The organism is Streptomyces sp. NBC_00306, assembly GCF_036169555.1.
In the GTDB taxonomy this organism is placed as follows: Bacteria; Actinomycetota; Actinomycetes; order Streptomycetales; family Streptomycetaceae; genus Streptomyces; species Streptomyces achmelvichensis.
In genome coordinates, this window is the sequence record NZ_CP108032.1 from 6,139,690 (window position 1) to 6,165,127 (window position 25,438).

The following is a 25,438-nucleotide window of genomic DNA, read 5'->3' on the forward strand; positions in this document are numbered from 1 at the left end:
GGTTGTTGTCCGGCCGTTTTCCTTTGATCCCTGGAGTCACCCCGCCATGCAGAACGCACCTGAGTCTTCGCTGGTCGGGGAAGAGTACGAGGTCGAGGTCGGGCCGGTCGCCCACGGTGGCCACTGCATCGCCCGCACCGAGGAGGGGCGGGTGCTGTTCGTCCGGCACACGCTGCCCGGTGAGAAGGTCGTCGCCCGGGTCACCGAGGGCGAGGAGGACTCCCGCTTCCTGCGCGCCGACGCCGTACGGATCATCGACGCCTCCAAGGACCGCATCGAGGCGCCGTGCCCGTATTCCGGCCCGGGGAACTGCGGCGGCTGCGACTGGCAGCACGCCAAGCCGGGTGCCCAGCGCCGGCTCAAGGGCGAGGTGATCGCCGAACAGCTCGAGCGGCTCGCGGGCCTCACCCCCGAGGAGGCCGGCTGGGACGGCACGGTCATGCCGGCCGAGGGCGACAAACTGCCGCAGGGCGAGGTGCCGGCCTGGCGCACGCGCGTGCAGTACGCGATCGACACGGAGGGCCGCGCGGGTCTGCGCAAGCACCGCTCGCACGACGTCCAGCCGATCGACCACTGCATGATCGCGGCCCCGGGCGTGACGGAGCTGGGTATCGAGAAGCAGGACTGGGCCCAGATGTCCACGGTCGAGGCGATCGCGGCCACCGGCTCCCACGACCGCCAGGTCATCCTGACCCCGAAGCCGGGCGGCCGGCTCCCGCTGGTCGAGCTGGACAAGCCGGTCTCGGTGCTGCGGGTGGACGAGCGCGACGGGGGAGTGCACCGGGTGCACGGCCGCGCCTTCGTCCGCGAGCGTGCCGACGACCGCACCTACCGCGTCGGCAACGGCGGCTTCTGGCAGGTCCATCCGCAGGCCGCGGACACCCTGATGAAGGCCGTCATGCAGGGCCTGCTCCCGCGCAAGGGCGACATGGCGCTGGACCTGTACTGCGGCGTCGGCCTGTTCGCGGGCGCCCTCGCCGACCGGGTGGGCGAGAAGGGCGCGGTGCTCGGCATCGAATCGAGCAAGCGCGCGGTCGAGGACGCGCGTCACAACCTGCAGAACTTCGACCGCGTCCGCATCGAACAGGGCAAGGTCGACCAGGTGCTGCCGCGCACGCAGATCACCGAGGTGGACCTGATCGTGCTCGACCCGCCGCGCGCGGGGGCGGGCAAGCAGACGGTGAAGCACCTGGCGGGCCTGGGAGCGCGCAAGATCGCGTACGTGGCGTGCGACCCGGCGGCGCTGGCGCGGGACATCTCGTACTTCGCGGAGAACGGGTACCGGGTGCGGACGCTGCGGGCGTTCGACCTGTTTCCGATGACGCATCACGTGGAGTGCGTGGCGATCCTGGAGCCTGCGGACAAGGGTGCCTGACCTGCAGCTTTTCGGCCTCCGTGGGTCTTCGGCCTCTTTTCGGCGATGCAACAGATGGATTGGTCGATCAGCCTGAGTTGGGGGGACTGACGTGCGACTTTCGGCGGCGGGGCAACCAATTCTCCACCGTCGCTGATGGATTCAAAGAATTCTTGACGCTCAGTTGTCGCTCAATCTGACCTCCAGTCAGGTGGCGCGATGTTCCGCAGCCGAGCCCGAGCACGCGACCAAGCCACGTGTGCTCCCGGAACATGAGTGCCCGACCTCCGGACTGGCTGGGGACCCGTACCGATCCTGTTGGCCATGGGCTCCGCCGTAGCCTGGTCGACTGCCCATACCAAAGCCATGGCGTTGGGAAGCTGACGTCGTTGACGCTTATGGCGCCAGCGCGGTTATTGGCGGCTAGCCGGCAGGCATGGGCCCTGCTCAGACTGCACACATGGTGGTGCTGGTCTGGCTTCAGGATGCCAACTCTGGCGTGTCGCCCCATGAGTCGTCGAGGAACGGGCTGGGCTTTCCGTGCCAGAAGACGTGCACACTGTCGCGGGCGCGTGTCGCCGCCACGAACAGTAGGGACCGGGCCTGCTGGATCTCGTGCCGGCAACGGACAGGGTCTCCGTCGCGCAGGTTGTTGACGGCCTTGCGCGGCACGATTCTGTCCGCCACGCCCGCGATGACCATTCGCTGTTGGTACTCCAGCCCCTTGAACCGGAACATCGTGCCGATGTGCACGCCAGTGGAACCGTGCGGGCCGTCGGAACGGATCTCCACCGAGTCGATGTTGTGCAACTTGAGCCAGCTCTTCCAGCTCTGCGGGGGAGGTCCGCCCCGGACTCCGCGACCCTCTCTCCGGTATCCGGGGCTTTGTCGATCACGTCGTCGCACGCGTCGAGTTCGGCGAACGCCGGCTTGGCTGTCCACCCAACTCCCTAGCCGCGACCAGGTCGGCTTGCCGGGACCGTCCGGCTGCTTCCGGAGGGCGACCAGAGGGTTGTTTCGCATATTCCCTGCCATTGGACCTCGAGACTGGGAGCGACGAGGACCGAGGAGTACCCGGGGCCCTGTCCGCCCCGCCGGCCTGGCGGTCACCTTCGACGCCACACCCCGCCGAACTGCTGCACGACGTCCACGGCGAACTGCCCGACCTCTATCTCGAGGACAGGTACAGCGACCAGGAGCGGCTGTTCCAAGACCTGACACCGCCGTACGAGGCGTACCCGCCTCTGCTCACCCGCAGCTGGAGCCACGCCGTCAAGACCGACGACATGCAGACTTTCCTCACCCCGGAGGGACTCGGCGGTGTACGCCACCGCTACGCCACCAGCGGTTCCGGCGGACTGGCTTGGCGGGCTTGGGGCGGGTACCCCAGCGAGCCGCACTGGACGTCGCGCTTCTCGTTCGGTACGCCCACCACGCTCGTCGCGGCCTTCACCGCCTCGCTCATCTCCACCGAACCGCTGCAGCGCACCGTCCAGGACGTCCCCGCCCCCACCCCGCCGCGCCCTCTACGTCGCCACCCCGACAGGCAAGCAACAGCATGCGCTGCGCCCGACACTCGGAGAGTCTCTCCTTGCTGCGCGTGACGCCAACGTACAAGTCACCAAGGGGGGCCGGGACGGTTGTCCCGGCCCCCCTTGCTGCCCCGCCGCAGGCGTAGACGGGGGTCAGACAACGCGCACGTGCGGAGTGTAGAAGATCCACTTGCCGCCCCGCGCGCGGAACTCCTGCTCCTTCGCCATGATCTCCTCCGCGTGATTCCAGGCGAAGAGCAGCGCGTATTCGGGGTAGGGGTCGCCGAAGGCGTCCGAGGGCCGGACCGGGATGTGGGAGCCGGGAGTGAGCCGCCCCTGCTTGGCGGGCGTAGTGTCGCAGACGAAGGAAATCAGCTCAGGCCCGATGCCGCAGTAGTTGGCGACGGTGGCGCTCTTGGCCGTGGCTCCGTACGCGACGACCCGGTGGCCTTCCGCCCGCAACCGGGTGAGCAAGGCGGTCAGCTCGTCGCGGGTGCGCCGGACGTCGGCGGCGAAGCGCTCCAGCGTGGCCGGCTCGGCGAGTCCCTTGCTGTCCTCGTCGGCCAGCAGCTCGGCCACGGCCGCCGTGGGCACCCGTGTGCCCTGGCGTGCGAGGGTGTAGCGGACCTCGCCGCCGTGCACGGGCAGACGGAGGACGTCGACCAGCTCGAAGCCGTAGCGGAGGGCCATGTTCCGCACCGAACGGGCCGTGAAGAAGTAGAAGTGCTCGTCGTAGATCTGGTCGAAAGAGGTCCGCTCGACGATCTCGCCGAGGTAGGGGTCCTCGAAGACGAACACCCCGTCCGGCTTGAGCAGCGCGTCCAAACCGCGGAAGATCGAGTCCAGGTAGGGGACGTGGCACAGGGTGTTGGCGGCGTAGACGACATCCGCCCGGCCGTCGGTGGCAGCGATGTCGAGCGCTGTCTCCTCCTCGAAGAACGCGGTACGGACCCGCACTCCCTTGGCCCGCGCCCGGTCGGCCACGCCCGCTGAGGGATCGACACCCAGATGACGCCCCCCGGCCGCGGCGACGGTCGCCAGCATGACGCCGTCGTTGCAGCCGATCTCGACGACGAAGGGGTCCTGGCTGTCGTCCACGCCGGCGAGGATGCCGCGGGCCGTGGTCTCGAAGTGCTCCCGCATCACCGAGGAGCCCGAGGAGTGGTACGGGTAGTCCTCGTGGAACATCCGCTCGCGGGGAACCTCCTCCATCAACTGCACCATCGTGCACGAACCGCACCGCCCGACGGCGAGCCTGAAGAAGAACTCGCCTTCGGTCTCCCCGGGCTCGGGGAAGGCGTCGGAGTTGGGCTGCGCCCCCAGATCGAGGAACTCGGTCAGCGGTCCCGCGCAGATACGGCAGGTGGTCATCGGTTCTCCTGAGGATGTGCGAAGAGCGGAAGCATGCCCTCGTCGGCGGCTTCCGCGAGGGTGACCGCCAGCCGGTCCCGTTGCGAGAGGACCGGGGTGATGTCACGGGGAATGGGCAGGCCGAGTTCCGGGTCCAGGACGGACACGGCGAGCTCGTGCTCTGGGACGTAGCCGGTCGACAGCAGGTAGGACATGACCGTGTCGTCCTCCAGGGCCACGAAAGCGTGCCCCACGCCGGGCGGGAGGTACACGGCGCGGAAGGTCCGGTCGTCCAGGACGACGGAGTCCCAGGTGCCGAACGCCGGCGAACCGACGCGGAGGTCGACGACGAAATCCAGCGCCGAACCGCGCGGACAGTGGACGTACTTCTCGGTGCCCGGGGACACGGCGGTGTAGTGCACACCCCGCACCACGCCCCTGCGGGAAAGACTCTGACTGGCCTGTCTCACCGGGAAGAGCGGCCCGAAGGCCCGCTCCTGGAAGGTGGAGACGAACAGGCCGCGGTCGTCCACGTAGCGGGTGGGGGTGTACTCCACCGCGCCGGGCACCGAGAGCTCGCGTGCCTTCACGACAGTTCCGCCAGTACGTCGCGCAGCGTGCCGATCACCCGGTCCTGCACATCGCGTGGCAGCGAGGGGTACATGGGAAGCGAGAAGATCTCGCCCGCGAGGGCCTCCGTGACCGGAAGCGTGCCCCGGGAGTAACCGAGGTGGGTGAAGCCGGACATGGTGTGCACCGGCCACGGATAGCTGATGTTGAGGGAGATACCGCGTGCCTTCAATGCCTCGATGACGCGCTCCCGTTGGGGATGGCGGACCACGTAGACGTAGTAGACGTGGTCGTTGCCGGGCGCGGTGGCCGGAAGGATCAGCTCGGTGTCCGCCAATCCCTCGGCATAGCGCCGGGCGACAGCGCGACGGCCCTCGATGTAGGCGTCGAGGCGACCGAGTTTGCGGCGCAGGATCTCGGCCTGAAGCTCGTCGAGCCGGCTGTTGTGCCCGGGCGTCTCGACGACGTAGTACCGCTCCTCCATGCCGTAGTACCGCAGTCGGCGCAACCGGTCGGCCACGGCCGCGTCGGAGGTGATCGCCGCGCCGCCGTCGCCGTACGCCCCGAGCACCTTCGTCGGGTAGAAGGAGAACGCGGAGGCGTCACCGACGGTGCCAGCCTGCCGGCCGTGTCGGCGGGCGCCATGCGCCTGGGCGCAGTCCTCGAGGAGAACCAGGCCGTGTGCCGCGGCGAGTTCCTTCAGCACCTCCATGTCGGCGCACTGTCCGTAGAGGTGGACCGGGAGGATGCAGCGTGTCCGGGGGGTGATCGCCGCGGCGACCTGGTCGGTGTCCATGAGGAAGTCCTCCTCACGCACATCGACGAAGACCGGGGTGGCACCGGCCGCGTCGATCGCCACCACCGTGGGGGCGGCCGTGTTCGACACGGTGATCACCTCGTCGCCCGGGCCGACCCCCAGGGCTTGGAGGGCGAGCTTGATCGCGTTGGTGCCGTTGTCCAGGCCCACGCAGTGGTCCACGCCGTGGTAGGCGGCGAACTCCGTCTCGAAGCCGTGCACGCTCTTGCCGAGCACGAGCTGCCCGGAGCCGAAGACCGTTTCGACGGCGTCCAGGATGTCCGTACGCTCCTTCGCGTACTCCTCCAGGTAGTCCCAGACGTACGTGGTCACAGGTGGATCCCTTCCTTGGTCGAGAGACCGGCGTGCGGGGGTGTGGGGGTGTGTACGTGTCCGGTATATGCGGAGTGTGCGGCGACGGCCTGTTCCAGCGCGTCGCGCAGGACTGCCCGGGGCCGCCACCCGGTGACCGACCGGAAGGCGGACGAATCGGCGCGTACGCTGCGGAAGTTCATGCCGATGGCACCTTCCGGCGGGTTCACCCGCAGCACGGGTACCGGTGGATGCCCGGTGTGCCGACCGACGATCTCGGCGATCGTCCGGAACACATCCCCGAGGCCGTGGCCGAATCCGCAGCCGGCGTCCCAGTATCGGCCGGCGAGGGCTTCCGCGTGGTCCAGCGCCGACAGGAAGGCGCCGGCCGTGTCCTCGACATGGAGGAGATCGACTTCGATCGTGCCGTCGTGCCACATGGTCAGCGGCTCACCGGCGACGGCCCGCCGGATCATGGCCGCCACCACGCCCCGGCCGAGGTCTCCCGGTACGGGGCCGTGGCCGTAGACGGTCGGCAGCCGCAGGACCACGCCACGGAGCGAGCCCGCCGCGGAGGCCGCCCGCAGAGCACGCTCCGAGGTCAGTTTCTGCCGTTCGTATGCGTTCGCCGGGGCCGGGCCGCCGGGCGGGAGGACCGTACTTGCGTAGATCACCGTGGGCGGCGGCCCGCCGGCCCGGCCGGAGCTGAGGCTCTCGATGAGGTCGCGCGTCACTGTGACGTTGGCCCGTTCGCCCTCCGGGTCGCCGTCCCTGGTCCGCCAGTCGCCCGCGGCCGACCGGTGGGTGACCAGGTGGATCACGGCGTCCGAGCCCGCCACCGCTTCGGCGAGCGAGACGGGATCGGTGAGGTCGGCCGTGCGGACGTCCAGTTCCGCGAGGCCGTCACCGGCCACGGTGCAAGGGCGGCGCGACACCGTACGCAACCGGACCGGCCGACCGCGCAGGAGCGCGACGACGGCCGAACCGATGTAACCCGACGCACCGAGCACCGTGACCAGAGGGCGGGCAACTGGTGTCCGGGCCCCGGCCATCACCGTACTCCGGCGGGACTGGACACCGTGGCCAGGGAGTGCAGACAGGCGAGCAGGCTGCGGGCCTCCATGCTCACGTAGTGGCTGTGACGCAGCAGGCCGGACAGCTGGTGCGGCGTCACCCAGCGGAAGTCAGGGTGCTCGGCCAACTCGGGGCGGTACGGTGTCTCGACGATGAGATGGCGGGTCCGCGCATGGTAGAAGCGGCCGCCCTCTTCCGACTGGACCGTGTCGAATCTGACGGCGGAGGCGGGCGCCCCCAGCACCTCGTCGAGCAGCGGCGGCCGGGCGGCGGGGGGAAGGACGTCGTAGTTCTCCGGCACGCACTGCAAGGTCGGGGCGAGCTCCACGGCATCCACGTAGCCGACTTCCGCGCGCAGTTGAACGAGAGCGTGCAGGACGCCGTCGATACGGGTGACGAGGAGGCCGACGACCCCCATGCCGTACGGCGCGATCATCGGCTGGTCCCAGCGGGCGACTTCGCGGCCCGCGGCCGTCACCTGTACACCGATGACGTCGAAGAACCGGCCGCTGTCGTGGGAGATACGGCCTTCCACCCGCCGCCATCCGGGGAGTCCGGTCAGTGGCACCCCGCTGACGGAGAGGTCGGTGCGCACCCGCGTGTCGGTGATCCAGCTGAGGAGATTTTGCTCCGAATGCCGCGTGGGCGAGCCCGGGCGGCACGAACGGAGCAGCGCCATGGTGAATTCGTCCCGGTCCCGGCCCCGCTCGTGTTCCGGTTCCGGGGCGATGAGAGGCAGGCAGGCCAGTACCGACCGGGTGTCCATGTTGACCAGATCGTCCTGGGCCAGCAGACGGTGAAGCTGAGGAAGCGTCAGCCAGTGGAATCCGTGGAGGAGTTCCACCTCGCCCTGGACCTCGACCACCATGTTGCGATTGCGTTTGCGCAGGAACCAGGCGCCCTGCTCGGACTGGCGGACGTCGGCCACCACCCGGTGCCGGGAGGGTTCCCTGAAGTACTCGAGGTAGGGGACGGGGTTCCCGCCGTGCACTCGGAGGTAGTTGCTCCGGGTCGCCTGAACGGTCGGGGAGACCTGGATGCCGTCGCAGTTGCCGGGCTCGGCCTTCAGCTGCATCAGACAGTGCGGAACGCCGTCGAACTCCTTGACCAGGATGCCCAGGATACCGATCTCCGGCTGATTGATGATCGGCTGGGACCAGTGGTCGACCGGATGTCCCGGGCGGTCGACGCGCACCCCCTCCACGGTGAAGAAGCCGCCGCGGTGATGACGGATGGTCCCGGTGGCCGGGTCCGCGGACCACCCGGCCAGGGCGTCCAGAGGCACCCTTTCGACCGTGGTGAACATGCGCTCCCGGGCGTCGTCGAGCGCGCGGTAGAACTCCTCCAAGGACCTCACCGGGCCACACTTCCCGCGGGGAGGACATCCTCGAAGAACGCCTGCTGGTGGGTCATCGTGGTACGGAAGTGGGCGCTGTAGCGCTCGGCGTGATCAGCGGTCATGGTGCCCAGCACCATGGCGAGGGCGACATAGCCGTCCTTGGGTTCGATGATCAGGTTGTTCCACACCATCTGGACGGCTTCCACATGCCGGTCGACGGCCCCGGTCAGGGCGTCGGTGCCGCCTTCCCAGCCGAGGGGCAGCACCAGATCGCCGGTGTCGGCCAGCGAGCCGTACCAGTGATGGAGATCCGCGCGGCTGGCTTCGAGCCCCGCTCGGAAATGCCGGGGATGGGTGAGGGCCCGGTACCCGGCGCGGGCGGCACGGGCGTCCTCGAACCGCGCGATCTCATGATCGTAGTCGCACGGAAGGCTGTGCTGCCGGGTGCCGGGGTCGTCCAGCATGGTGACCGTGACGTCGAGGAGCGTCGTGCAACGCGCCCCCGCGTCGGTCATGCGCAGCCACAGGTCCCAGTCCTCAAGGCCGACCGGGGACTCGCGCCAGCCGCCCACCGACTCCGCGAGGCCTGCCCGGTGCGCCGCGCACGAGTTCTCGAACAGGGGATTCATCAGCTGGAGTTCAGGCGCCCAGCACATGGTCAGCGGATCAGCAGTGGAGGTGACCGCGCCGGACGCGTTCACCTTCCTCGCCCGGGTGGCCACGAACTGCGCGCCGTCGTCGAAGGCTGCTGTCAGGAGCGCGAGATGGCCGCTCTCCCAACGGTCGTCGTGGTCCAGGTAGGCGATGTACTCGCCCTTCGCCTCGGGCAGGACGAGGTTGGTGGGGCCGGCCTGGAAGCCGAAGTGCGGGACCCGCCGCAGCCGGATCCGGTCGTCCTGCGCCGCGACTTCGGCCACGACCTCGTCCGTGTCGTCGTCGCTGCCGTCGGATACGACGATCATCTCCCAGTCACGCATCGACTGCGTACGGACGGAGTCCAGCGTGGGCAGGATGGCCCGACTGCGGTTGTAGGTCGGGCATATAACGGAGACGCGGGGCATCGGCGCTTCCTTCCGTTCGGCGAATTGGCAGGCGCGAAGGCTCTTTGGATTGCAGTGTTTCCGCAACGAACGGGCGTTGCTCTCGACCCTCGCGCCGAGCCGTCGGTCCCTGAAGAATTCCGCGGCCCGCGCCATTCGTAATGGAATGCCAGGGAACAGGTTGAACGGAAAGGGAGGCCGGTGTCAACAGGGGCGTTCTCGCGGGTCCGCAGGCGGTCCCGGGCGGCGTTGACCTGTACGTCACTGCAGGCAGAGGCCGTTATGGATGCCAGGTGGGGGACATCCCGGTCTGTGGAGGGGGCGATCCTAGCCCTGCGACGGGGGCGGTGCCCCACCCGCAGCGTTTATGTTTGTCCATGTCGCCAACGAGATTCCCGCAAGGGGGCCTTGGCGAAAGAATGCGGTTGACGACCGGACGTAATATGTCGCCGCAGTCGAAAGGATTCTCGTTGCACTCGAATTGACCATCGATGTGCGCGATTCGGGGGACAGATGACCACGTATTCAGTTCTTGTTCCGTTCCTGCCACGCAGGCCGGAACAGCTGCTGCCGTATGCCGCTCTGGTGGACTGGACCGCGGCGGAACGGCTGTGGCAGGGCCAGTCGATGCTCGTCGATCCCTTCCAGGGCTTCGCAGCCGCGGCGGGATCCGGATTCCGGGTCCCGGTGGGGCTCGGTGTCACGCTGATGCCGTTGAGACATCCCTATGAGGCCGCGCACCAGGTCAGATCGCTGGCCATGGCCACCGGGAATCCGGTGGTGGCCGGGTTCGGGCCCGGCGGGGCGGCATTCCAGCGCAGTCTTCTCGGGGCCCCGTACGCCAGTCCGCTGACCGCGGCCCGTGAGTATCTCGGCATTGTCCGCGGGCTGCTCGACGGCGAAACCGTGCAGGCCGAAGGCGAGTACTTCTCATGCCACGGCGGGCTGTCGCCGAGCCCGGCTCCTCCGGTGGAACTCGGACTCGGTGTGCTGCGTCCTGGCATGGCACGCGTCGCCGGTGCGGTCGCGGGCTGCGCCGTCACCTGGCTGACGCCGGCGTCGTACCTGCGCGACACCGTGCTCCCGGCCCTGCGGGAGGGTGCCGCGGCGGCAGGCCGGCCGGTGCCCAGGATCGTGGCCATGGTGCCGCTGGCCCTGCGCCGGCCGGACCGTGACCCGGCGGAGGTCGCGCTGGCCGGCAACGCTCCACATCTCGCGGCACCGCACTACATCGACATGCTCCACCGCGCCGGTATCGCGGTGGACGAGGGCGACACGACACTGAGCGCCAAACGCCTGGTGGAGGGCCGCGGTTTCCTCCACGGGGACATCGGCGAACTCGTCGAACAGCTCGCCGAGTTCCGGGAGGCGGGGGTGGACGAGGTCGTGCTGAACACGACCGGAGTGTTCAACCTGCACGGCCACCATGCGGCCATGGCGGACCTCAAGACGATTCTGGCAGCTGTCGCGTAATGAAGGGCACGGGGGACATGGAACACAGTCAGCTCAAGTGGGCGAAGCGGCAGTTGGCGTCCTGGGGAACGGGCCGCACCGGCCCGGGGAACAACGGGCCGGCGCAGGACACCCGCACCGCGACCGTCGTACTGGAGAGCGCCACACACCTCGCCTCCGTGCTGGCCTCGGACTTCGTCGGCGACCGGACTGTCGTCTTCGTGCCGGACGGCCGTCCGGGAAGCCAGACGGATCCGCAGGCCCCGGGGGCGGTCGGGCCCCTCGTCGTCCCGTACGAAGGGTCCCTCGCCGAGCCCGGCGACGAGATGTCGGTCGGAGACTCCTTCTTCCTGCAGACCCAGGACTACGCCACCAGCGAGTACATGTCGGTGATCGGCCCGACGCTGATCAGGGTCACCGAAGAGGCCGACTTCGACGGGTACCTGGCGGACGCGGACCGCGCCCGGAATCAGGGGGCGTTCGTAGCCTTCGCCACCGATCCCGCCGTGCGTATCGGCGACCTCTCCGCGCTGGGCGCTGGCCCGGTCGGCGACGGCCCGTTCACCCGCCTGTACGTGCGGTCCACCGGAGAGGTGTCCCTCTCGCCCGTAGCCCTGCCCCTGGGCACCGTCGCCGACGGCGGCGCGGCTCTGGCGGCGGAGTGGACCAGGCTCAACTCCGGGAGCGCACAGCCCTGCGCGGTCTCCCTCGGTCTCGCCGTGCCCGACCGGTCACGTACCGACGCGCTGACCGCACGGCCGTGGCTCGGCCGGTATCTGGCCGCCCTCGACGCTGTCCGGGAGCTTCGGTCCCGGGGCATCACCGGCCTCAAGGTCTCCGGATTCGGCGGCCGCCTGGTGCCCGGCCTGGCCGAACTCGGCGAAAGCGCCGCCGACCGCGATGACGTGGATGCCCCGCTGCTGCTCTGGACCGAGGAGAAGGCCGTGATGCACAGTGCCGGCACCGGCCGGTTCTTCGCCCTCGACCGTGCCGCCGCGGAGCTGGCCGAGACCCTGATGGTCCACGGATCGGTCGAGGCCGCCGCCGCCCACGCGGACCGCGCCGCGCTGACCCAGGTCGAGACCTTCTTCTCCAGCGCCGGTGTCCGGCTCTCGGTCCCGGCCCCGATGGCGGGGGTCCGATGACGGCGACGGTCATCGGCGGAACGCCGCAGATGGTCCCCGGGCGGGCCGGCCGCGCGCTGGCCGAGCTCGGTGACCGGGTGGTCATGTGCGGGATCTACGACGAGGCCGGATCACTGATCTACGACGACCTCAGCAGAAACGACACCCATGAGGTCCGTGAACTGATCGGTCTCGTCCGTCGACGCCCTGGGCCGGTACTGGAACTCGCCGCAGGAACAGGCCGGTTGACGATGCCCCTGCTCGCGGCGGGCAAGGACGTCACGGCGCTCGAGCTGGAACGCTCCATGCTGGACCTGCTCCGGGCCCGCCTTCAGCAGGCTCCCGGGCGACTGCGCGAACGCTGCACCACCGTCGAGGGGGACATGACGTCCTTCGCCCTGGACCGCCGGTTCGGAGCGGTCGTTCTCGGGACGACCTCGATCTCGCTGCTCGACGAAGAGGGCCGTACCGCGCTCTATGGCACGGTGCGCGACCATCTGGCCCCCGGCGGAGCGTTCCTGCTCTCCACCACGTACCCCACCTCCGGATCCACGCAGGACGAGATACGCATCGACATGCTCGGTGCCAGCGGTCGGCTCTATCACCTGCACGAGCACTGGTCCCCGCGGACCGGCACGCGCACCGTCACCCTCCACGCGGCCGAGCTCTCCGAAGGCCCGGTCCACGTGTGCACCTCGACCGTCGCGGCCATCCCGGCCGACCTGCTGGAGGACGAACTGGTCTCCGCCGGGTTCCGGGTGAACGCCCGGCACACGCTGCGCACCGGTGGCGACCGACACGAATCCGTACTCCTGGAAGCAGAGGTGGAGACCCGATGAACGCCGGACAGGCCCTGTGGCCCTCACTGTTGCCGCCCGGGCACCAGGGCGACGATGCGCTGTGCGCGGTCTCCGCCGAAGGCGTCCGCGTGCGCTTCGCAGACGGCCGTGAACTGCTGTGCGGAACCAGCGGGTTGTGGAACACCAACATCGGCTACGGCAATCCCGTCATCGCCGAGGCGGTGGCGGTGGCCCTGCGTGACGCCTCCTACCTGAGCGTCTTCCGGTACGAGAACAGCTATGCCCGCGAAGCCGCGACGGCCCTCGTCGACCTCTGCGGCGCCGACCACTACGGCCGGGTGCTCTTCTCCACCTCGGGCGGCGCGGCCAACGACCTGGTGATGAAGGTCGCCAGGCTGCACCACGCGCTGCGCGGCGACGCCCGGCGCAAGGTGGTGGTGGGTCTGCGCGGCAGCTACCACGGCCTCACCTTCGGCAGCTTCGCGCTGACCGGCGATGATCTGGGCCAGTCGGTGTACGGCGTCGATCAGCGGCTGGTGCGGCACGTGGCCCCGAACGACCCGGCCGAGCTGGTGACGCTGCTCGGCAGACAGGGGAGCCAGATCGCGGCCGTTGTCGTCGAACCCGTCCTCGGCAGCGGGGCGGTACCGCTCACCGAGGAGTACGTGGACGCTCTGCTGCGGTTGCGTGACGAGCACGGATTCCTGCTGGTCGCCGACGAGGTGGCCACCGGCTTCGGCCGTACCGGTTCCTTCCTCGCCTCGCAGCGGTGGGCCGGGCAGCCCGATCTGGTGGTCGTCTCCAAGGGGCTCACGAACGGCACCATGCCTGCCGCCGCCGTCGTCGTCTCGACCGAGGTGGCTCGGGTGTTCAGCGACGCGGGAGCCGTGCTGGCGCACGGCGAGACCCAAGCCGGAACCCCGGCGACGTGTGCCGCGATCCTCGCCACCATCGAGGAGATGCGCCGGCTCGACGCGATCGCCGCCGGCCGCAGGCTGGCCGAACTCCTGGACGCCGAGCTGGACCGGATGGTCGCCGATCGTCCCGATGTCACCGGCGCCACCGGCATCGGCTGCTTCCGGGCCCTGCGACTGTGCGGCCGGGACGGGACGCCCCTGCCGCAAACCGAGGTCCCGGCCGTGGTCGCGGCGATCAGGGCGGCGGGTGCCATCGTGCACCCCGGACCGCACGGCATCCAGCTCTTCCCCGCGCTGACCTACCGTGATGCCGAACTGGCCGAGCTGCTGGAGCGGGTACGTACCGGACTGACGGCGTACGCCCGGACGGCGACAGCCGGGGCGGCAGGGGTGGCCGGATGAACCTCAGCTGGCACTGCCCGACGCTCACCCTGTTCGGCGCCGACGGGATCGCCGGATGGCTGGAGGCACGGCCTGCCACGCGGCACGTCACCGTACTGGTCGACGCGGCCGTCGCCGACGGGCCGATCGTCTCCCGGGTACGGACCTCGGTCGCAGGACCGAGCCGTGACGTGCGCGTCCTGGCTCTGGACGGTCCCGGTGACGCGGACGGTGTCCTCGCGCTGGCGGACCGCCTGAGCGGTACGGATCTGATCGTCGCCGTCGGCGGCGGCGCCCTGCTCGACCAGGCCAAGCTGGCGGCCCTGGTGCGGAACAACCCGGCCGCCCGCACGCGGTTGACCCTGCCGCAGCGCAGCGGGCTGATCCTGCTCCCGCCCGAGATCCACCGCGGCCTTCCCATGATCGCGGTGCCTACCACCGTCGGTACGGGTGCGGAACTGAGCGCGGCGGCGTGCCTGGTCTTCCCGCAGGGCAGGCGGCTGATCCTGGGGGAGTCGCTGCGACCCGATGTCGCCGTACTGGACCCGCTGGCCACCGCCACACTGCCGGACGAGCTGATCGCCGAGGGCGTGCTGGAGGCCTTGTTCCGTGTGGTGAGCCTGTATGTGGGCGACCACCGCGACCTGCCGACCGAGGACGCGCTGGCCGAGACCCTGGCCGGGCGGCTGGCCCGGCTCGGGCATCAGCTGCGTGATGTACGGCTGGGCGGCGGGCACAGCGACGACCGGATCCGGCTGGAGATCGCCAAGGTGAGCGGACTGACCCACCTGGGCTGGACGTACATCGGACGCGATCGGTACGGGGCCAAGGGCTGGTACCTGGCCAACGAGCTGTCGTCCGTGCTCGGGCTGCGCAAGATGACCGCCGTGGCGGCGCTGCTGGAGCCGTTGTGGCGTGCCATCGCCGACGGCGACCAACGGCTGGGGTCGGCCCGGCGGTTGTCCCGGATGTGGGCGCTGCTGCGTGCCACCGATCCGGACGCCCTGCCCGAGGACCCGGCGGCGGGGATCGGCGCACTGACCGATGCCTGGCTGGTGGACCGACGGATCAGCGCCGAGGCCGCCCGGCTGGACACGGTCACGGCCCGGACCGTGCGCGCCTGGGGAGCCGGACTGCCGATGCTCGGGGGGCTGCGGGCCGCCGACGTACGCGGCCTGCTCGACGGCGCCGTACTCGACGCGGAACCGGCACTGCGCTGACGCCGCGTCACCACAGACTTCCGGACCCCGCACCGTGATCACGGTGCGGGGAACGGGGGAACACACGAAATCCGATTTCAGAGGGAGGGAAACATCATGCAGGGAGTCATCGACTTCTCGCAGGACCTGTCTGTGCCGGCACTTGAGCTCGGCATGCAGGAGCTCGAGGCCATGGAGGCCCCGGGTTGGTCCACGTGGGCCGGCTTCGGCACGGGCACGGCTGTCACCAGCGCCATCGCCTACGGCAGCGTCTACGTGGCCGTCAGCGGCGCGGCGATCACCTAGAACGGCCCGGCCGCCCCCGGACCGCCTGACTGCGGTCCGGGGGCGACCAGCACCAACCGCCCCGAGTACCGATCGAGAAGAGGTATCGATATGCAGGCGATCTTCGAGCCCAAGACGGGCTTTGAGCTGAAGGATAATGGACCGGCTCTGGAGCTGGGGATGCAAGAGCTGGAGGCCATGGAGGCCCCGGGCTTCTACACCGGTTTCAAGGACGGCCTGATGTTCAGCATCGCAGTGGGTGCGCTCAGCGTGGCTGCCTCTACCTGATACCTGCCCGGGGGCGTGTGCCCCTCGCGGTGTCAACAGCGGTGACGCCCGGCCCCGGACGGCCCTCAACCGTCCGGGGCCGGGAGTGCGGAGCGTGAAACATCCTCAGAAGGAGAAAGGGAGAATCACATGTCGAACACCGGAAACCGGTATCCGTCGAACAAGTCGCTCACCATGATGACGGGGCTGCTCGCACTGATCCTCATGCCTGTCGGCGCCGCGCTCGACGGGACCGCGCAGTGGGTCCTCATCGGTGCCTCGGCCGTCTTCATCTTCATCTGCGCGTACCAGATGAACGCGAACCGGCGGGCGGGCAGGGGATGAGCGACACCGCAGCGGTCTCCCTCCGCGGCCTGACCAAGCGGTTCGGTGAGTTCGCCGCGGTGGAGGACGTGACGTTCGATGTCCGGCCGGGCCGCATCGTGGGGCTGCTCGGCCGCAACGGCGCGGGGAAGACCACCTCGCTGCGTATGCTCCTCGGGCTCGCACGCCCCAGTTCCGGCACCGCCACCGTCTTCGGGCGCCCCTACGCCGACCTGCCCGACGCAGCGCGCCGGGTCGGGGTCAGCATGGACGGCATCTCCCCGATGCCCGGCACCAGCGGGCGCCGCGATCTGCGGATCTGGGCCCGGATGCTCGGCCTGCCCGCGGCGCGCGTCGACGAGGTCCTGGACAGGGTCGGGCTGACCGGCAGCGGCGACCGGAAGATCAAGGGCTACTCCACCGGCATGCGGCAGCGGCACGCGCTGGCAGTGGCGTTGCTCGCCGACCCGGAACTGCTGGTGCTCGACGAGCCGGCCAACGGGCTCGACCCGGACGGCATCCGGTGGCTGAGGACCTTCCTGCGTTCACTGGCCGACGAGGGGCGCACCATCCTGCTCTCCAGCCACCTGCTCTCCGAGGTGGAACAGACAGTGGACGACGTGGTGATCCTGCAGCGCACCCTGCGGTACAGCGGTCCCATATCCGAGCTGGTCCCGGACAGCGGAACCAGCCTGGAGGCACGATTCTTCGATTTGGTCGGCACAGAAGCGGAAAGGCGCATCGATGCGTGAGGTGCTGAACGCCGAATGGCTCAAGGCATGGAGCGGCCGCACCTGGTGGATCATGGCCGCACTCGCTGTGTTCATGGGCCTGTTGGGCAGCAGCGGCGCCGCAGCCGTGGCCGACCAGCAGATGGACTCCGGCGCGACCGACGCCGCAGCGGCCACCGCCGAGCTCATCCGTTCCTGGTTCTCCGTCCTCCTGGCCTCCGTCCTCTTCGGCGCCCTCTTCGTGAGCCGGGAGTACAACACCGGAGCCATCAACCGGTCCGTCCTGCTGTGCGGCAGCCGGACGCGGCTGCTCGCGGCCAAGACGATCGTCGGAACGGCCATGGGCCTGATCTTCGCGCTGCTGGCGGCGGGCCTCGCCCCGCTCTCCCTTTGGGGCTTCTTCACCCTGTTCGGCATGGACGTCCAGTGGAGCGGCGAGGCGACCTTGACGCTGCTCGGCGTGTTCACCGTGGCCGCGCTGGCCGCGCCGTGGGGGGTCCTGCTCGGATGGATCATCCGCAACCAGGCGGCGAGCGTGACGCTCGTGCTGGTGGTGACACTCTTCGTCGACGAGACGCTCTTCCGAGTGCTGCCCGCCGTCGGCAAGTTCACGATGGGCATCGCCATGGGCGCGGTCTACCGCGACGCCAAGCCGGAGATGCTGTCGATCCCCCTGGCCCTGCTCGTCATCGCGGGCTGGCTCGCGCTCGCCGGATACTCGGCCCGCAGGCTTCTCGCAACCCGGGACATCACATGACCCTGACCGACGAGCGGACCGCGCGGACCGCACCGGGCCCGGCCGGCCGGCCCCGGCGTCGCCGCAAGCGGGCCGCCGCCGAACCGTCGGCGGCGGAGACGGCCGAACTGACCCGCCGCCCCCGGCTCGCCCCACGGGTCCAGGTGCACGAGCCGACGGCAGACGGTTCCCTGTGGATCGTGCAGTCCGGACAGCAGTACATCCGGGTCGGCGCGGACATGGCCAAGCTCATGCGTTCCATGGACGGAGAACGCGACCACGCGGCTCTGGTGAGCACGCTGGGCGGCCCCTGGACGGAGCACGCCGTCGCCACCGCCGTCCACAAGCTCCAGGAGATGCGCCTGCTGGAGGACGGACGGATCCACCGGCACAGCGGCACGTGGTTCAAATACGTACCACCTCTGACATTGCAGTTCACCGTCCTGAAGCCGCAGCGACTGCTGAACCGGCTGGTGCCGCTCATCAGGCTGCTGGCGAACCGGGTCGTGGCCGTCGTCGCCGGGATACTCGTCCTGGGCGGACTGCTGGCGCTCACCGTGCAGGCCCCGGCGCTGTCGCAGGCGCTCGGACAGCCCTTGCCGTTCGCCGTCCTGCTCGGTGTGATGACCGCGACGATCGTCACGACCGCGCTCCACGAGATGGGCCACGGTGCGGTCCTGGCCCACTACGGCGGACGCCCCAGCCGGATGGGCGTGATGCTCTTCTACATGTCGCCCGCCTTCTTCTGCGACGTGTCCGACGGCTGGCGCCTGCCCCACAAGGAACAGCGCACCCGCGTCGCCCTGGCGGGCATCGTCACGCAGACAGTGGTCGCCGGAACGGTCTCCCTTGCCGCGCTCGTGCTGTCCACGGTCAACGGCCCTTCGCCGCTGCACGACGGCATGCTGATCTTCGGAGTCTCCACCTACCTCACGGGCGTACTCAATTTCGTACCGCTCGTGAAGCTCGACGGCTATCTCGCCCTGATGAGCCACCTCGACATCCCACACCTGCGCGACCGGTCCATGACCGACGCGCGGCGGTTCCTGGCCCGGATCCTGTTCGGTGGCCGGTACAGCCGTGAACTGCCGCAGCTCACCTGGGCCGTGCCCTTCGGCTTCGCCTGCATGCTCTTCCCCCTCTACCTCGTCGCCGTCGCGATCGGCCTGTGGTCGGACGTCGTGCAGAGCCTGGGCCTCGTCGGCGCGGCCGTGATGGCCGCGGCGATCAGCTACCTGATGTACCACGCCTGGAACGGCGGTGAACGGCTGCTGCGCGAGGCACGGCGGGCCGGGGCAGGCCGCCTGCGGATCGCCTTCGCCTCGGTGCTGGCCGTCGCCGCCGTCGCAGCCGCCCTGGTGTTCGTCCGGCTGCCCTACAGCGTGGTCGGCGGATTCGTCCAGGAAGGCGGTCAGGTCCGGCTGGTACTGGCCGACACGGCCGACACCGACGCGGTCGCACGGGGCTCCCAGGTCCGCCTGGAACGGCGCGGCCTGGTCATCGGCACCGATGTCGGCACCGGCGTCGTCGCGGTGGACCGTGCCACACGGGGGACGGCACCACTGTCCGCCTTCGTCCCCTTCCGCGAGGGCGACCACTTCCCGATGGAGGTGTCGGGCTTCGCGCTGCGCACGGACAAGGCTCCGGCCGAGCGCGCCGGTCTGGCGTACGTCGACGCGGGCAGCCGCCCCGCGTGGGAGTGGCTGTATCTCAAGTACGTATCCCCCTATGGGCGTTGACATCCCGACGCCGGGCCAGGCAGCCGGCATGGGAGACAGGTAAAGGTTATGGACGTAGGCAGACATCTTCACTACTGCCCTCCCGGCAGCCCGTTCTTCGACCTGCCGGCCACGGCGCACACGGACGAGGACGACTTCCCGCTCGCCCATGAGGAGCCGGGCCCCGGCTGGGGCCGGGACGGCGGCACCGAGTGGATCGGTATCACGCCGTCCGACGCCGGAATACCCGGGCAGGGCTGGAAGATCCACGTGTCGGCGACCCCCGACAACGCCGAGAACATCCTGGCCACCGTCTGGAAGTACTGCCTCGCGGGCGGCATCACCTTCAAGTTCCTCCGCAGCCGTGCCGTACTCGAATTCCGCAACAGCAAGTACGGCGACCGCAGCGCCAGCGGTAAGTTCGTCACCATCTACCCGCTCGACGAGGCCCACCTGGCCCTCATCCTGCGCGAGTTGGACGACCTCCTGAGTGGCTGCGAAGGCCCCTACATCCTCAGCGACCTGAGATACCGGTCCGGCCCGCTCTACGTGCGCTACGGCGGCTTCCTCCTGCGCACCGTACGGGCGGACAACGGCGAACTCGTGCACTGCGTGGAGGACCCCGAAGGCAGGCTGGTCCCCGACCACCGCGGCCCCGGCTTCCGGCCGCCCGCCTGGGCACCCCTTCCTGATTGCCTGGCCGAATCGGCCGCGGCACGCGACTCCGGCACCCTGGAGGACTTCCCCTACCGAGTCACCTCCGCGTTGCACTTCTCCAACGGAGGAGGCGTCTACCGGGGCACCGACAACCGGGACGGCGCGGACGTCCTGCTCCGCGAAGCCCGTCCCTTCGCCGGTCTGGTGGACGGCGAGGACGCGGTCAGCCGCCAGCGACGGGAACACTGGGCGCTGGAGCAACTGGCCGGACTGGACTGCATTCCCCGCCTCATCGATTTCCGCAAGGGGCGCGAACACTACTTCCTGGTCAGGGAGTACGCCGAAGGCGAGCCCCTCGCCAAGGAGATGGTCCGCCGCAACCCATTGGCGCGCGACAGCCGGTCCCCCGAGGACTTCACCGCGTACACCGAGTGGGCCCTGAGGATTCTGGGCCTGGTCGAAGAAGGCATCGCCTCCCTGCATGCCCGCGGAGTCGTCTTCCGCGACCTGCACCCGTCCAACATCCTCGTCCGCCCGGACGACACGGTCGTCTTCATCGACTTCGAGACGGCCGACTCCGTGGATTCCCCGGCCAGGCAGACCATGGGAGCACCCGGGTTCACCGCACCGGCCGAGTACCGGGGCCCGGCCATCGACCGTTACGCCTTGGGCTGTCTGCGCCTGGCCGTGTTCATCCCACTGCCGACTCTGCAGCTCTGGGGCCCGTCGAAGACGGAGGACCTCATCGACGCGGTCGTCGCACACTTCCCGGTACCCGCGGACTTCGCCGACACCGTTCGGCGCGATCTGGGCATCCCGGCCGACGCGACGCGCTCCCGGCCCGCCGCAGACCAGCGGCCGGTTCTCCGTGAGGACTGGCCCGCGCTGCGCACACAGATCATCGACGGGGTCCTGGCCACCGCTACACCGGACCGACAGGACCGGCTCTTCCCCGGGGACCCGGAGCAGTTCGCCACGTCCGAGGGCGGGGCGGCCTTCGCCTACGGCGCCGCCGGGGTCCTGTGGTCCCTGGCCGAGGCCGGCGCGTCGGTCCCCGCACGCCTCACCGACTGGCTGGTCGCCGCCACCCAAGCCCTGGAACGCCCTTCACCGGGCTTCTGCACCGGGCTGAGCGGAATCGCCTTCGCATTGGACCGGCTCGGGCGTGCCGAGACCGCCCGCGCACTCGTCTCCCAGGTCGGGGACCGCCTCGACACCGAAGCCGACGGCACTGACGACACCCTGCTCAGCGGGACCTCCGGGGTGGGGCTCACCCTGCTCCACTTCGCCCGGCGCACGGGCGAGGGCGCCCTGTTGGACCGGGCCGTCCGGTTGGCCGAGCGGATCACCGCCGGGCCGACGAGCCCGGACGGCAGGACACGTTTCGGGCTGCTGCGGGGGCCTGCGGGCCGCGCCCTGTTCCTGCTGCGGCTGTACGAGGAAACCGGCGCCCCGTCCTATCTGGAGCACGCCCACACCGCGCTGCGACAGGAACTGACCCACCTCGGCTGGAAGGGTGATCACCTGCCCGAAGAAGCTCCGGGGCGGGCGCCGTTGCTGGCCACGGGAAGTGCGGGTACCGGAATGGTGCTGCACGACTTCGTGACGCACCGTCCGGAACCCGAGCTCATCCGCGCGCGTGACGCGATCCTGGGATCGGCCCGGCGCAGATTCGTGGCCCAGGCAGGCCTGTTCCACGGCCGCGCGGGCACGCTCGTGGCCCTGCGTCACCTGGCCGACGGCACCGACGCGGAGAAGAACGGGGGAGAGGAGGAGAGCGTAAGTCTCCATGTGAACGGCTTCGCCCTGCAGACCGTGCGCCTTGACGACCGACCTGCCTTCCTGGGGCACGAGGCCATGCGGGTCTCGACCGATCTCGCCACGGGAGCCGCGGGGGTGCTGCTCGCGCTGAACGCCGCGCTCACGGACGACGGACCGTCACTTCCGTTCTTCCGCAGGAGCGGCCGAGAGCCGCGTGAAGGAGCCGCCTCGTGATCGATTTCCTTGCCACTTTGGACCGTACGCAGGGGCTCGCCGAACGGTGCGAGGTCCAGCCGCCCGCCCCGCCCACCGATCTGCTGTGGCGTGCCCTGGTACGGATCGCCCCCGGTACCCCCTCCTCGGAGCCCGTCGGCCGTGCCCTGGACCCGTGCGTCGTCGGGGCGTACGGGCACTCGCGATCCGACGCTCTGACACGTGGTGTGGGCGAAGCCGTGGAGCGCTACGCGCTCTTCCCCTCGGCGGCGGCCCCGCCCGGCACCGTACGCGCCACAGCGCGGGAAGCCGGCGGGTCGGCGCTGGCGTTCCACGGCCCGGACACGGTGCTGGGCGACCCGCGCGCCGCCGACGAGGTCCTGACCTGGTACCCGGCCCGGAGGCTGCGGGACGGGACCGAGGTTCTGGTACCCGCGCCGCTCGTGGACTATCCGGACGCCTCGCCCGAGGCACGGCACTTCGACCCGACTCCGTCCGGAGCGGCCTCCGGCCACGGCTACGCCATGGCGCTGCGCGCCGGTCTGATGGAAGTCATCGAGCGCGATGCCTTCCTCATCGCATGGGAAGAGCGACTGCGGCTGGCGCGAGTGACGCCGTTCTCGCTCACCACGGACGACGCCGCCGCTGGGCTCGGCGGGAAGCAGAACAGCAAGCGCCGCAACCTCGCGGCCCTGTGGCAGAAGACCGAGCAGGCGGGACTCGAACCGGTCCTGGCGGACATGCCCACCGCGGTGCCGGGCGTCGTCTGCACCATCGCCGCGATCATCGACGAGACCGGGGCCGGTCCGTTGGCGACGGTGGGGTGCAACGCCTCGGACGACCCTTGGTGGAGCATGCTCGGGGCACTGCAGGAAGCCCTCCAGGTCCGCTCGGTGATCCTCAACTCCTGGGACGAGCACGGCTTCGGCGAAGCGCCGACGCGGATCGACAACGACGACGACCGACTGCGGCATCTGGCCTCCCGTGAGGGCTACGAGCGAGTCCGCGAGTGGGTCGACGGCTTCATCCGGGAGACCCCGCACCGGACCTGGAGCGAGGTGCCGACCGACGCGGTCGTACGGAGCCTGGTCGCCGACGGTGCGGATCCGCTCGCGATCGACCTCACCCAACGGCTCCCCGTCGGGCTGCGCGAGATGGGGTGGGCCGCGGTCAAGGTCATACCGGTCGGATACCAACCCCTGCGGCTGGTCGAGGGCCACGACTTCAGCTGGCACACCGGCCGGCTGCGGACCGCCCAGGCCCGCACCGGCCGTCGCACGGGGCCCGTCTCCGCCTTCTCCGACAGGCCGCACCCCTTGCCGTGAGACGCCACCGGTCCCGGGCCTGCTCCAGGTGCCGGCCCCGGTGTCGCTGTCGGCACAAGCTCCCCTCTCGTCCGTCCCTCACAGCCGGAGTCATCGTGAAAGCTCTCGTCCTCGCGGGCGGCAGTGGGACAAGGCTGCGGCCCCTCACCCACACCGCGGCGAAGCAACTCATTCCGGTCGCCAACAAGCCGGTGCTCTTCTACGTCCTGGAGGACATCGCCGCGGCCGGTATCACGGAGGTGGGCATCATCGTGGGCGCCACCGCCCCCGAGATCCGGGCCGCCGTCGGCGACGGCGGCCGGTTCGGACTGCAGGTCGACTACATTCCGCAGTCGGCTCCGCTCGGCCTCGCCCACGCTGTACTGACAGCCCGGGACTGGCTGGGCGACGACGACTTCGTGATGTATCTCGGGGACAACTTCATCGCCGGAGGCATCACACGGATCGTCGATGCATTCCGCCGTGAGCGGCCCGATGCCCACATCCTGCTGACCCAGGTGCCCGATCCGACCGCCTTCGGCGTCGCCGAACTGGGCGCCGACGGACGGGTGCTGGCCCTCGAGGAGAAGCCCCGGCACCCCAAGAGCGACCTGGCCCTGGTCGGCGTCTACCTCTTCACCCGTACCGTCCACGAGGCCGTACGCGCCGTCACACCGTCCGCCCGCGGCGAACTCGAGATCACCGACGCTCTCCAATGGCTGATCGACACGGGCCGCGACGTCCGCTCCACCCGGATCACCGGCTACTGGAAGGACACCGGCAACGTCGCCGACATGCTGGAGGTCAACCGATCCGTCCTGGACACCTTCGTCACCCGCGTCGAAGGTACGGTCGACGCGGCCTCGGAGCTGATCGGTCAGGTCGTCGTGGAGCCGGGCGCGCGGATCATCCGGTCCCGGATCACGGGCCCCACCGTGATCGGCGCCGACAGCACGGTCACCGGGTCGCTCATCGGCCCGTACGCCTCCATCGCGTCGGGCTGCTCGGTGCTCGACAGCGAGATCGCACACTCGATCGTGCTGGACGGCGCGCGCATCGACGGTGTGCGCCGGGTCGAAGCGTCCCTCATCGGCCGTGAGGCCGTGGTCACCCCCGCCCTCGCCGCGCACCGGCTGGTGATCGGCGATCACAGCAAGGTCGAGATCCTCGCATGACTCCCACGAAGGTCCTGGTCACCGGTGGTGCCGGGTTCATCGGCTCGGCCTACGTCCGGATGCTGCTGGCCCCCTGGGCGCGGGCGGCCACCACCGGATCGCAGGGCCCCGGGGTCACCGTCACCGTCCTCGACAAACTCACCTACGCGGGCAGCCTCACCAACCTCGCGGTCGTCCGGACTGACCCGCGCTTCTCCTTCGTACGGGGTGACATCTGCGATCCGGAGCTGGTGGGCCAACTGATGGCCGACCACGACGAGGTGGTGAACTTCGCCGCGGAATCCCACGTCGACCGGTCCATCGCCTCGGGTTCCCACTTCGTCAGGACGAATACGCTCGGCACCCAGGTACTGCTCGAAGCAGCCGTACGGCACCGGGTCACCACCTTCGTCCAGGTCTCCACCGACGAGGTGTACGGCTCGATCGCCCACGGCTCCTGGGACGAGGCGGAACCGCTCGCCCCCACCTCGCCGTACGCGGCGTCCAAGGCCTCCGCCGACCTCGTCGCCTCCGCCTACCACCGCACCCACGGCCTGGACGTCCGTATCACGCGTTGCTCGAACAATTACGGCGCACACCAGCATCCGGAGAAGGTCATCCCCCGCTTCGCGACCAACCTGCTGGACGGCCTGACGGTCCCGCTGTACGGAGACGGCGCGAACGTACGGGACTGGCTCCACGTGGAAGACCACTGCCGAGGCATCGAACTCGTCCGCGCCCAGGGCCGCCCGGGCCGCACCTACAACATCGGCGGCGGAACCGAGCTCACCAACAAGGAGCTCACGGGCCTGTTGCTGGAAGCCTGTGGCGCGGGATGGGAGCGGGTGGTCCACGTCGAGGACCGCAAGGGGCACGACCTGCGGTACTCCGTCGACTGGACGCGCGCCCGCGAGGAACTGGGTTACCGCCCCCGCCACGACTTCGAGCGAGGCCTCGCGGCGACGGTCGACTGGTACCGCGCGCACCGCGACTGGTGGGAGCCACTCCGGACCCCTGTGCGGTGATCAAATGCGGGCAACTGGGGTCC

The 25,438-nt window shown here is 69.9% G+C and carries 23 protein-coding genes and 1 pseudogene; 17 read left to right on the plus strand and 7 right to left on the minus strand.

Annotation, left to right across the window (positions count from 1 at the left end; genetic code table 11):
- Positions 1–46 precede the first annotated feature (46 nt).
- Entirely contained in the window at positions 47–1,375 is a 1,329-nt protein-coding gene (locus OHA05_RS27410; protein WP_328861952.1) for a class I SAM-dependent RNA methyltransferase, read from the plus strand.
- A gap of 459 nt (positions 1,376–1,834) precedes the next feature.
- Here the strand turns inward: OHA05_RS27410 and OHA05_RS27415 are convergent.
- Positions 1,835–2,170: pseudogene (locus OHA05_RS27415) on the minus strand (3'-5' exonuclease); the annotation flags it as partial.
- A 218-nt stretch (positions 2,171–2,388) separates the two neighbouring features.
- Here OHA05_RS27415 and OHA05_RS27420 point away from each other — a divergent pair.
- Entirely contained in the window at positions 2,389–2,958 is a 570-nt protein-coding gene (locus OHA05_RS27420) for a DUF317 domain-containing protein (protein ID WP_328861954.1), read from the plus strand.
- Positions 2,959–3,039: 81 nt separating this feature from the next.
- On the opposite strand, the gene OHA05_RS27425 is transcribed toward OHA05_RS27420, so the two are convergent.
- From OHA05_RS27425 to OHA05_RS27450, 6 genes are read right to left on the minus strand one after another with little or no spacing between them, the layout of a single operon-like run.
- On the minus strand, positions 3,040–4,257 hold the full coding sequence (locus tag OHA05_RS27425; protein WP_328861955.1) for a class I SAM-dependent methyltransferase: 1,218 nt from the start codon (positions 4,255–4,257) through the stop codon (positions 3,040–3,042).
- Positions 4,254–4,826 (minus strand): dTDP-4-dehydrorhamnose 3,5-epimerase family protein, encoded by a 573-nt coding sequence (locus OHA05_RS27430; protein WP_328861956.1) that lies wholly within the window; start codon positions 4,824–4,826, stop codon positions 4,254–4,256. Before OHA05_RS27430 ends, OHA05_RS27425 begins: the two co-directional genes overlap by 4 nt.
- On the minus strand, positions 4,823–5,935 hold the full coding sequence (locus OHA05_RS27435) for a DegT/DnrJ/EryC1/StrS family aminotransferase (protein ID WP_328861957.1): 1,113 nt from the start codon (positions 5,933–5,935) through the stop codon (positions 4,823–4,825). Before OHA05_RS27435 ends, OHA05_RS27430 begins: the two co-directional genes overlap by 4 nt.
- A complete protein-coding gene (locus tag OHA05_RS27440) occupies positions 5,932–6,966 on the minus strand; it encodes an NAD-dependent epimerase/dehydratase family protein (protein WP_328861958.1) in 1,035 nt (344 codons plus the stop codon). The genes OHA05_RS27435 and OHA05_RS27440 overlap by 4 nt, the downstream gene beginning before the upstream one ends.
- On the minus strand, positions 6,966–8,345 hold the full coding sequence (locus OHA05_RS27445) for an NDP-hexose 2,3-dehydratase family protein (RefSeq protein WP_328861959.1): 1,380 nt from the start codon (positions 8,343–8,345) through the stop codon (positions 6,966–6,968). Before OHA05_RS27445 ends, OHA05_RS27440 begins: the two co-directional genes overlap by 1 nt.
- Positions 8,342–9,388: a glycosyltransferase family 2 protein gene (locus OHA05_RS27450; protein WP_328861960.1), complete on the minus strand. Its 1,047-nt coding sequence runs from the start codon at positions 9,386–9,388 to the stop codon at positions 8,342–8,344. Before OHA05_RS27450 ends, OHA05_RS27445 begins: the two co-directional genes overlap by 4 nt.
- 492 nt (positions 9,389–9,880) lie before the next feature.
- Between OHA05_RS27450 and OHA05_RS27455 the strand changes: the two genes are divergently transcribed.
- From OHA05_RS27455 to rfbB, 15 genes are all read left to right on the plus strand, one after another.
- Entirely contained in the window at positions 9,881–10,840 is a 960-nt protein-coding gene (locus OHA05_RS27455; protein WP_328861961.1) for an LLM class flavin-dependent oxidoreductase, read from the plus strand.
- A 17-nt stretch (positions 10,841–10,857) separates the two neighbouring features.
- Positions 10,858–11,964 (plus strand): daptide biosynthesis RiPP recognition protein, encoded by a 1,107-nt coding sequence (mpaB, locus tag OHA05_RS27460; RefSeq protein ID WP_328861962.1) that lies wholly within the window; start codon positions 10,858–10,860, stop codon positions 11,962–11,964.
- Positions 11,961–12,782 (plus strand): daptide-type RiPP biosynthesis methyltransferase, encoded by an 822-nt coding sequence (mpaM, locus tag OHA05_RS27465; protein WP_328861963.1) that lies wholly within the window; start codon positions 11,961–11,963, stop codon positions 12,780–12,782. The genes mpaB and mpaM overlap by 4 nt, the downstream gene beginning before the upstream one ends.
- Positions 12,779–14,062 (plus strand): daptide-type RiPP biosynthesis aminotransferase, encoded by a 1,284-nt coding sequence (gene mpaD / locus OHA05_RS27470; RefSeq protein WP_328861964.1) that lies wholly within the window; start codon positions 12,779–12,781, stop codon positions 14,060–14,062. Before mpaM ends, mpaD begins: the two co-directional genes overlap by 4 nt.
- The gene (gene mpaC, locus OHA05_RS27475) at positions 14,059–15,261 is read left to right on the plus strand and encodes a daptide-type RiPP biosynthesis dehydogenase (RefSeq protein ID WP_328861965.1); all 1,203 of its coding nucleotides are present in this window, start codon (positions 14,059–14,061) and stop codon (positions 15,259–15,261) included. The genes mpaD and mpaC overlap by 4 nt, the downstream gene beginning before the upstream one ends.
- Positions 15,262–15,357: 96 nt before the next feature.
- Positions 15,358–15,546: a daptide-type RiPP gene (locus tag OHA05_RS27480; protein WP_328861966.1), complete on the plus strand. Its 189-nt coding sequence runs from the start codon at positions 15,358–15,360 to the stop codon at positions 15,544–15,546.
- A gap of 90 nt (positions 15,547–15,636) precedes the next feature.
- Positions 15,637–15,813 carry a daptide-type RiPP gene (locus tag OHA05_RS27485; RefSeq protein WP_328861967.1) on the plus strand — a complete coding sequence of 59 codons (177 nt, stop codon included), beginning with the start codon at positions 15,637–15,639 and terminating at the stop codon, positions 15,811–15,813.
- Positions 15,814–15,942: 129 nt separating this feature from the next.
- Positions 15,943–16,137 carry a hypothetical protein gene (locus OHA05_RS27490; RefSeq protein ID WP_328861968.1) on the plus strand — a complete coding sequence of 65 codons (195 nt, stop codon included), beginning with the start codon at positions 15,943–15,945 and terminating at the stop codon, positions 16,135–16,137.
- A complete protein-coding gene (locus OHA05_RS27495) occupies positions 16,134–16,868 on the plus strand; it encodes an ABC transporter ATP-binding protein (protein WP_328861969.1) in 735 nt (244 codons plus the stop codon). Before OHA05_RS27490 ends, OHA05_RS27495 begins: the two co-directional genes overlap by 4 nt.
- Positions 16,861–17,604, plus strand: a complete 744-nt coding sequence (locus tag OHA05_RS27500; protein WP_328861970.1) for an ABC transporter permease — start codon at positions 16,861–16,863, stop codon at positions 17,602–17,604. The genes OHA05_RS27495 and OHA05_RS27500 overlap by 8 nt, the downstream gene beginning before the upstream one ends.
- A complete protein-coding gene (gene mpaP / locus OHA05_RS27505; protein WP_328861971.1) occupies positions 17,601–19,322 on the plus strand; it encodes a daptide biosynthesis intramembrane metalloprotease in 1,722 nt (573 codons plus the stop codon). Before OHA05_RS27500 ends, mpaP begins: the two co-directional genes overlap by 4 nt.
- A gap of 48 nt (positions 19,323–19,370) precedes the next feature.
- The gene (gene lanKC / locus OHA05_RS27510) at positions 19,371–21,953 is read left to right on the plus strand and encodes a class III lanthionine synthetase LanKC (RefSeq protein ID WP_328861972.1); all 2,583 of its coding nucleotides are present in this window, start codon (positions 19,371–19,373) and stop codon (positions 21,951–21,953) included.
- Entirely contained in the window at positions 21,950–23,257 is a 1,308-nt protein-coding gene (locus OHA05_RS27515; protein ID WP_328861973.1) for a YcaO-like family protein, read from the plus strand. Before lanKC ends, OHA05_RS27515 begins: the two co-directional genes overlap by 4 nt.
- Positions 23,258–23,352: 95 nt before the next feature.
- Positions 23,353–24,411 (plus strand): glucose-1-phosphate thymidylyltransferase, encoded by a 1,059-nt coding sequence (locus OHA05_RS27520; protein WP_328861974.1) that lies wholly within the window; start codon positions 23,353–23,355, stop codon positions 24,409–24,411.
- Positions 24,408–25,415 carry a dTDP-glucose 4,6-dehydratase gene (gene rfbB, locus OHA05_RS27525; RefSeq protein ID WP_328861975.1) on the plus strand — a complete coding sequence of 336 codons (1,008 nt, stop codon included), beginning with the start codon at positions 24,408–24,410 and terminating at the stop codon, positions 25,413–25,415. The genes OHA05_RS27520 and rfbB overlap by 4 nt, the downstream gene beginning before the upstream one ends.
- Positions 25,416–25,438: the final 23 nt, after the last annotated feature.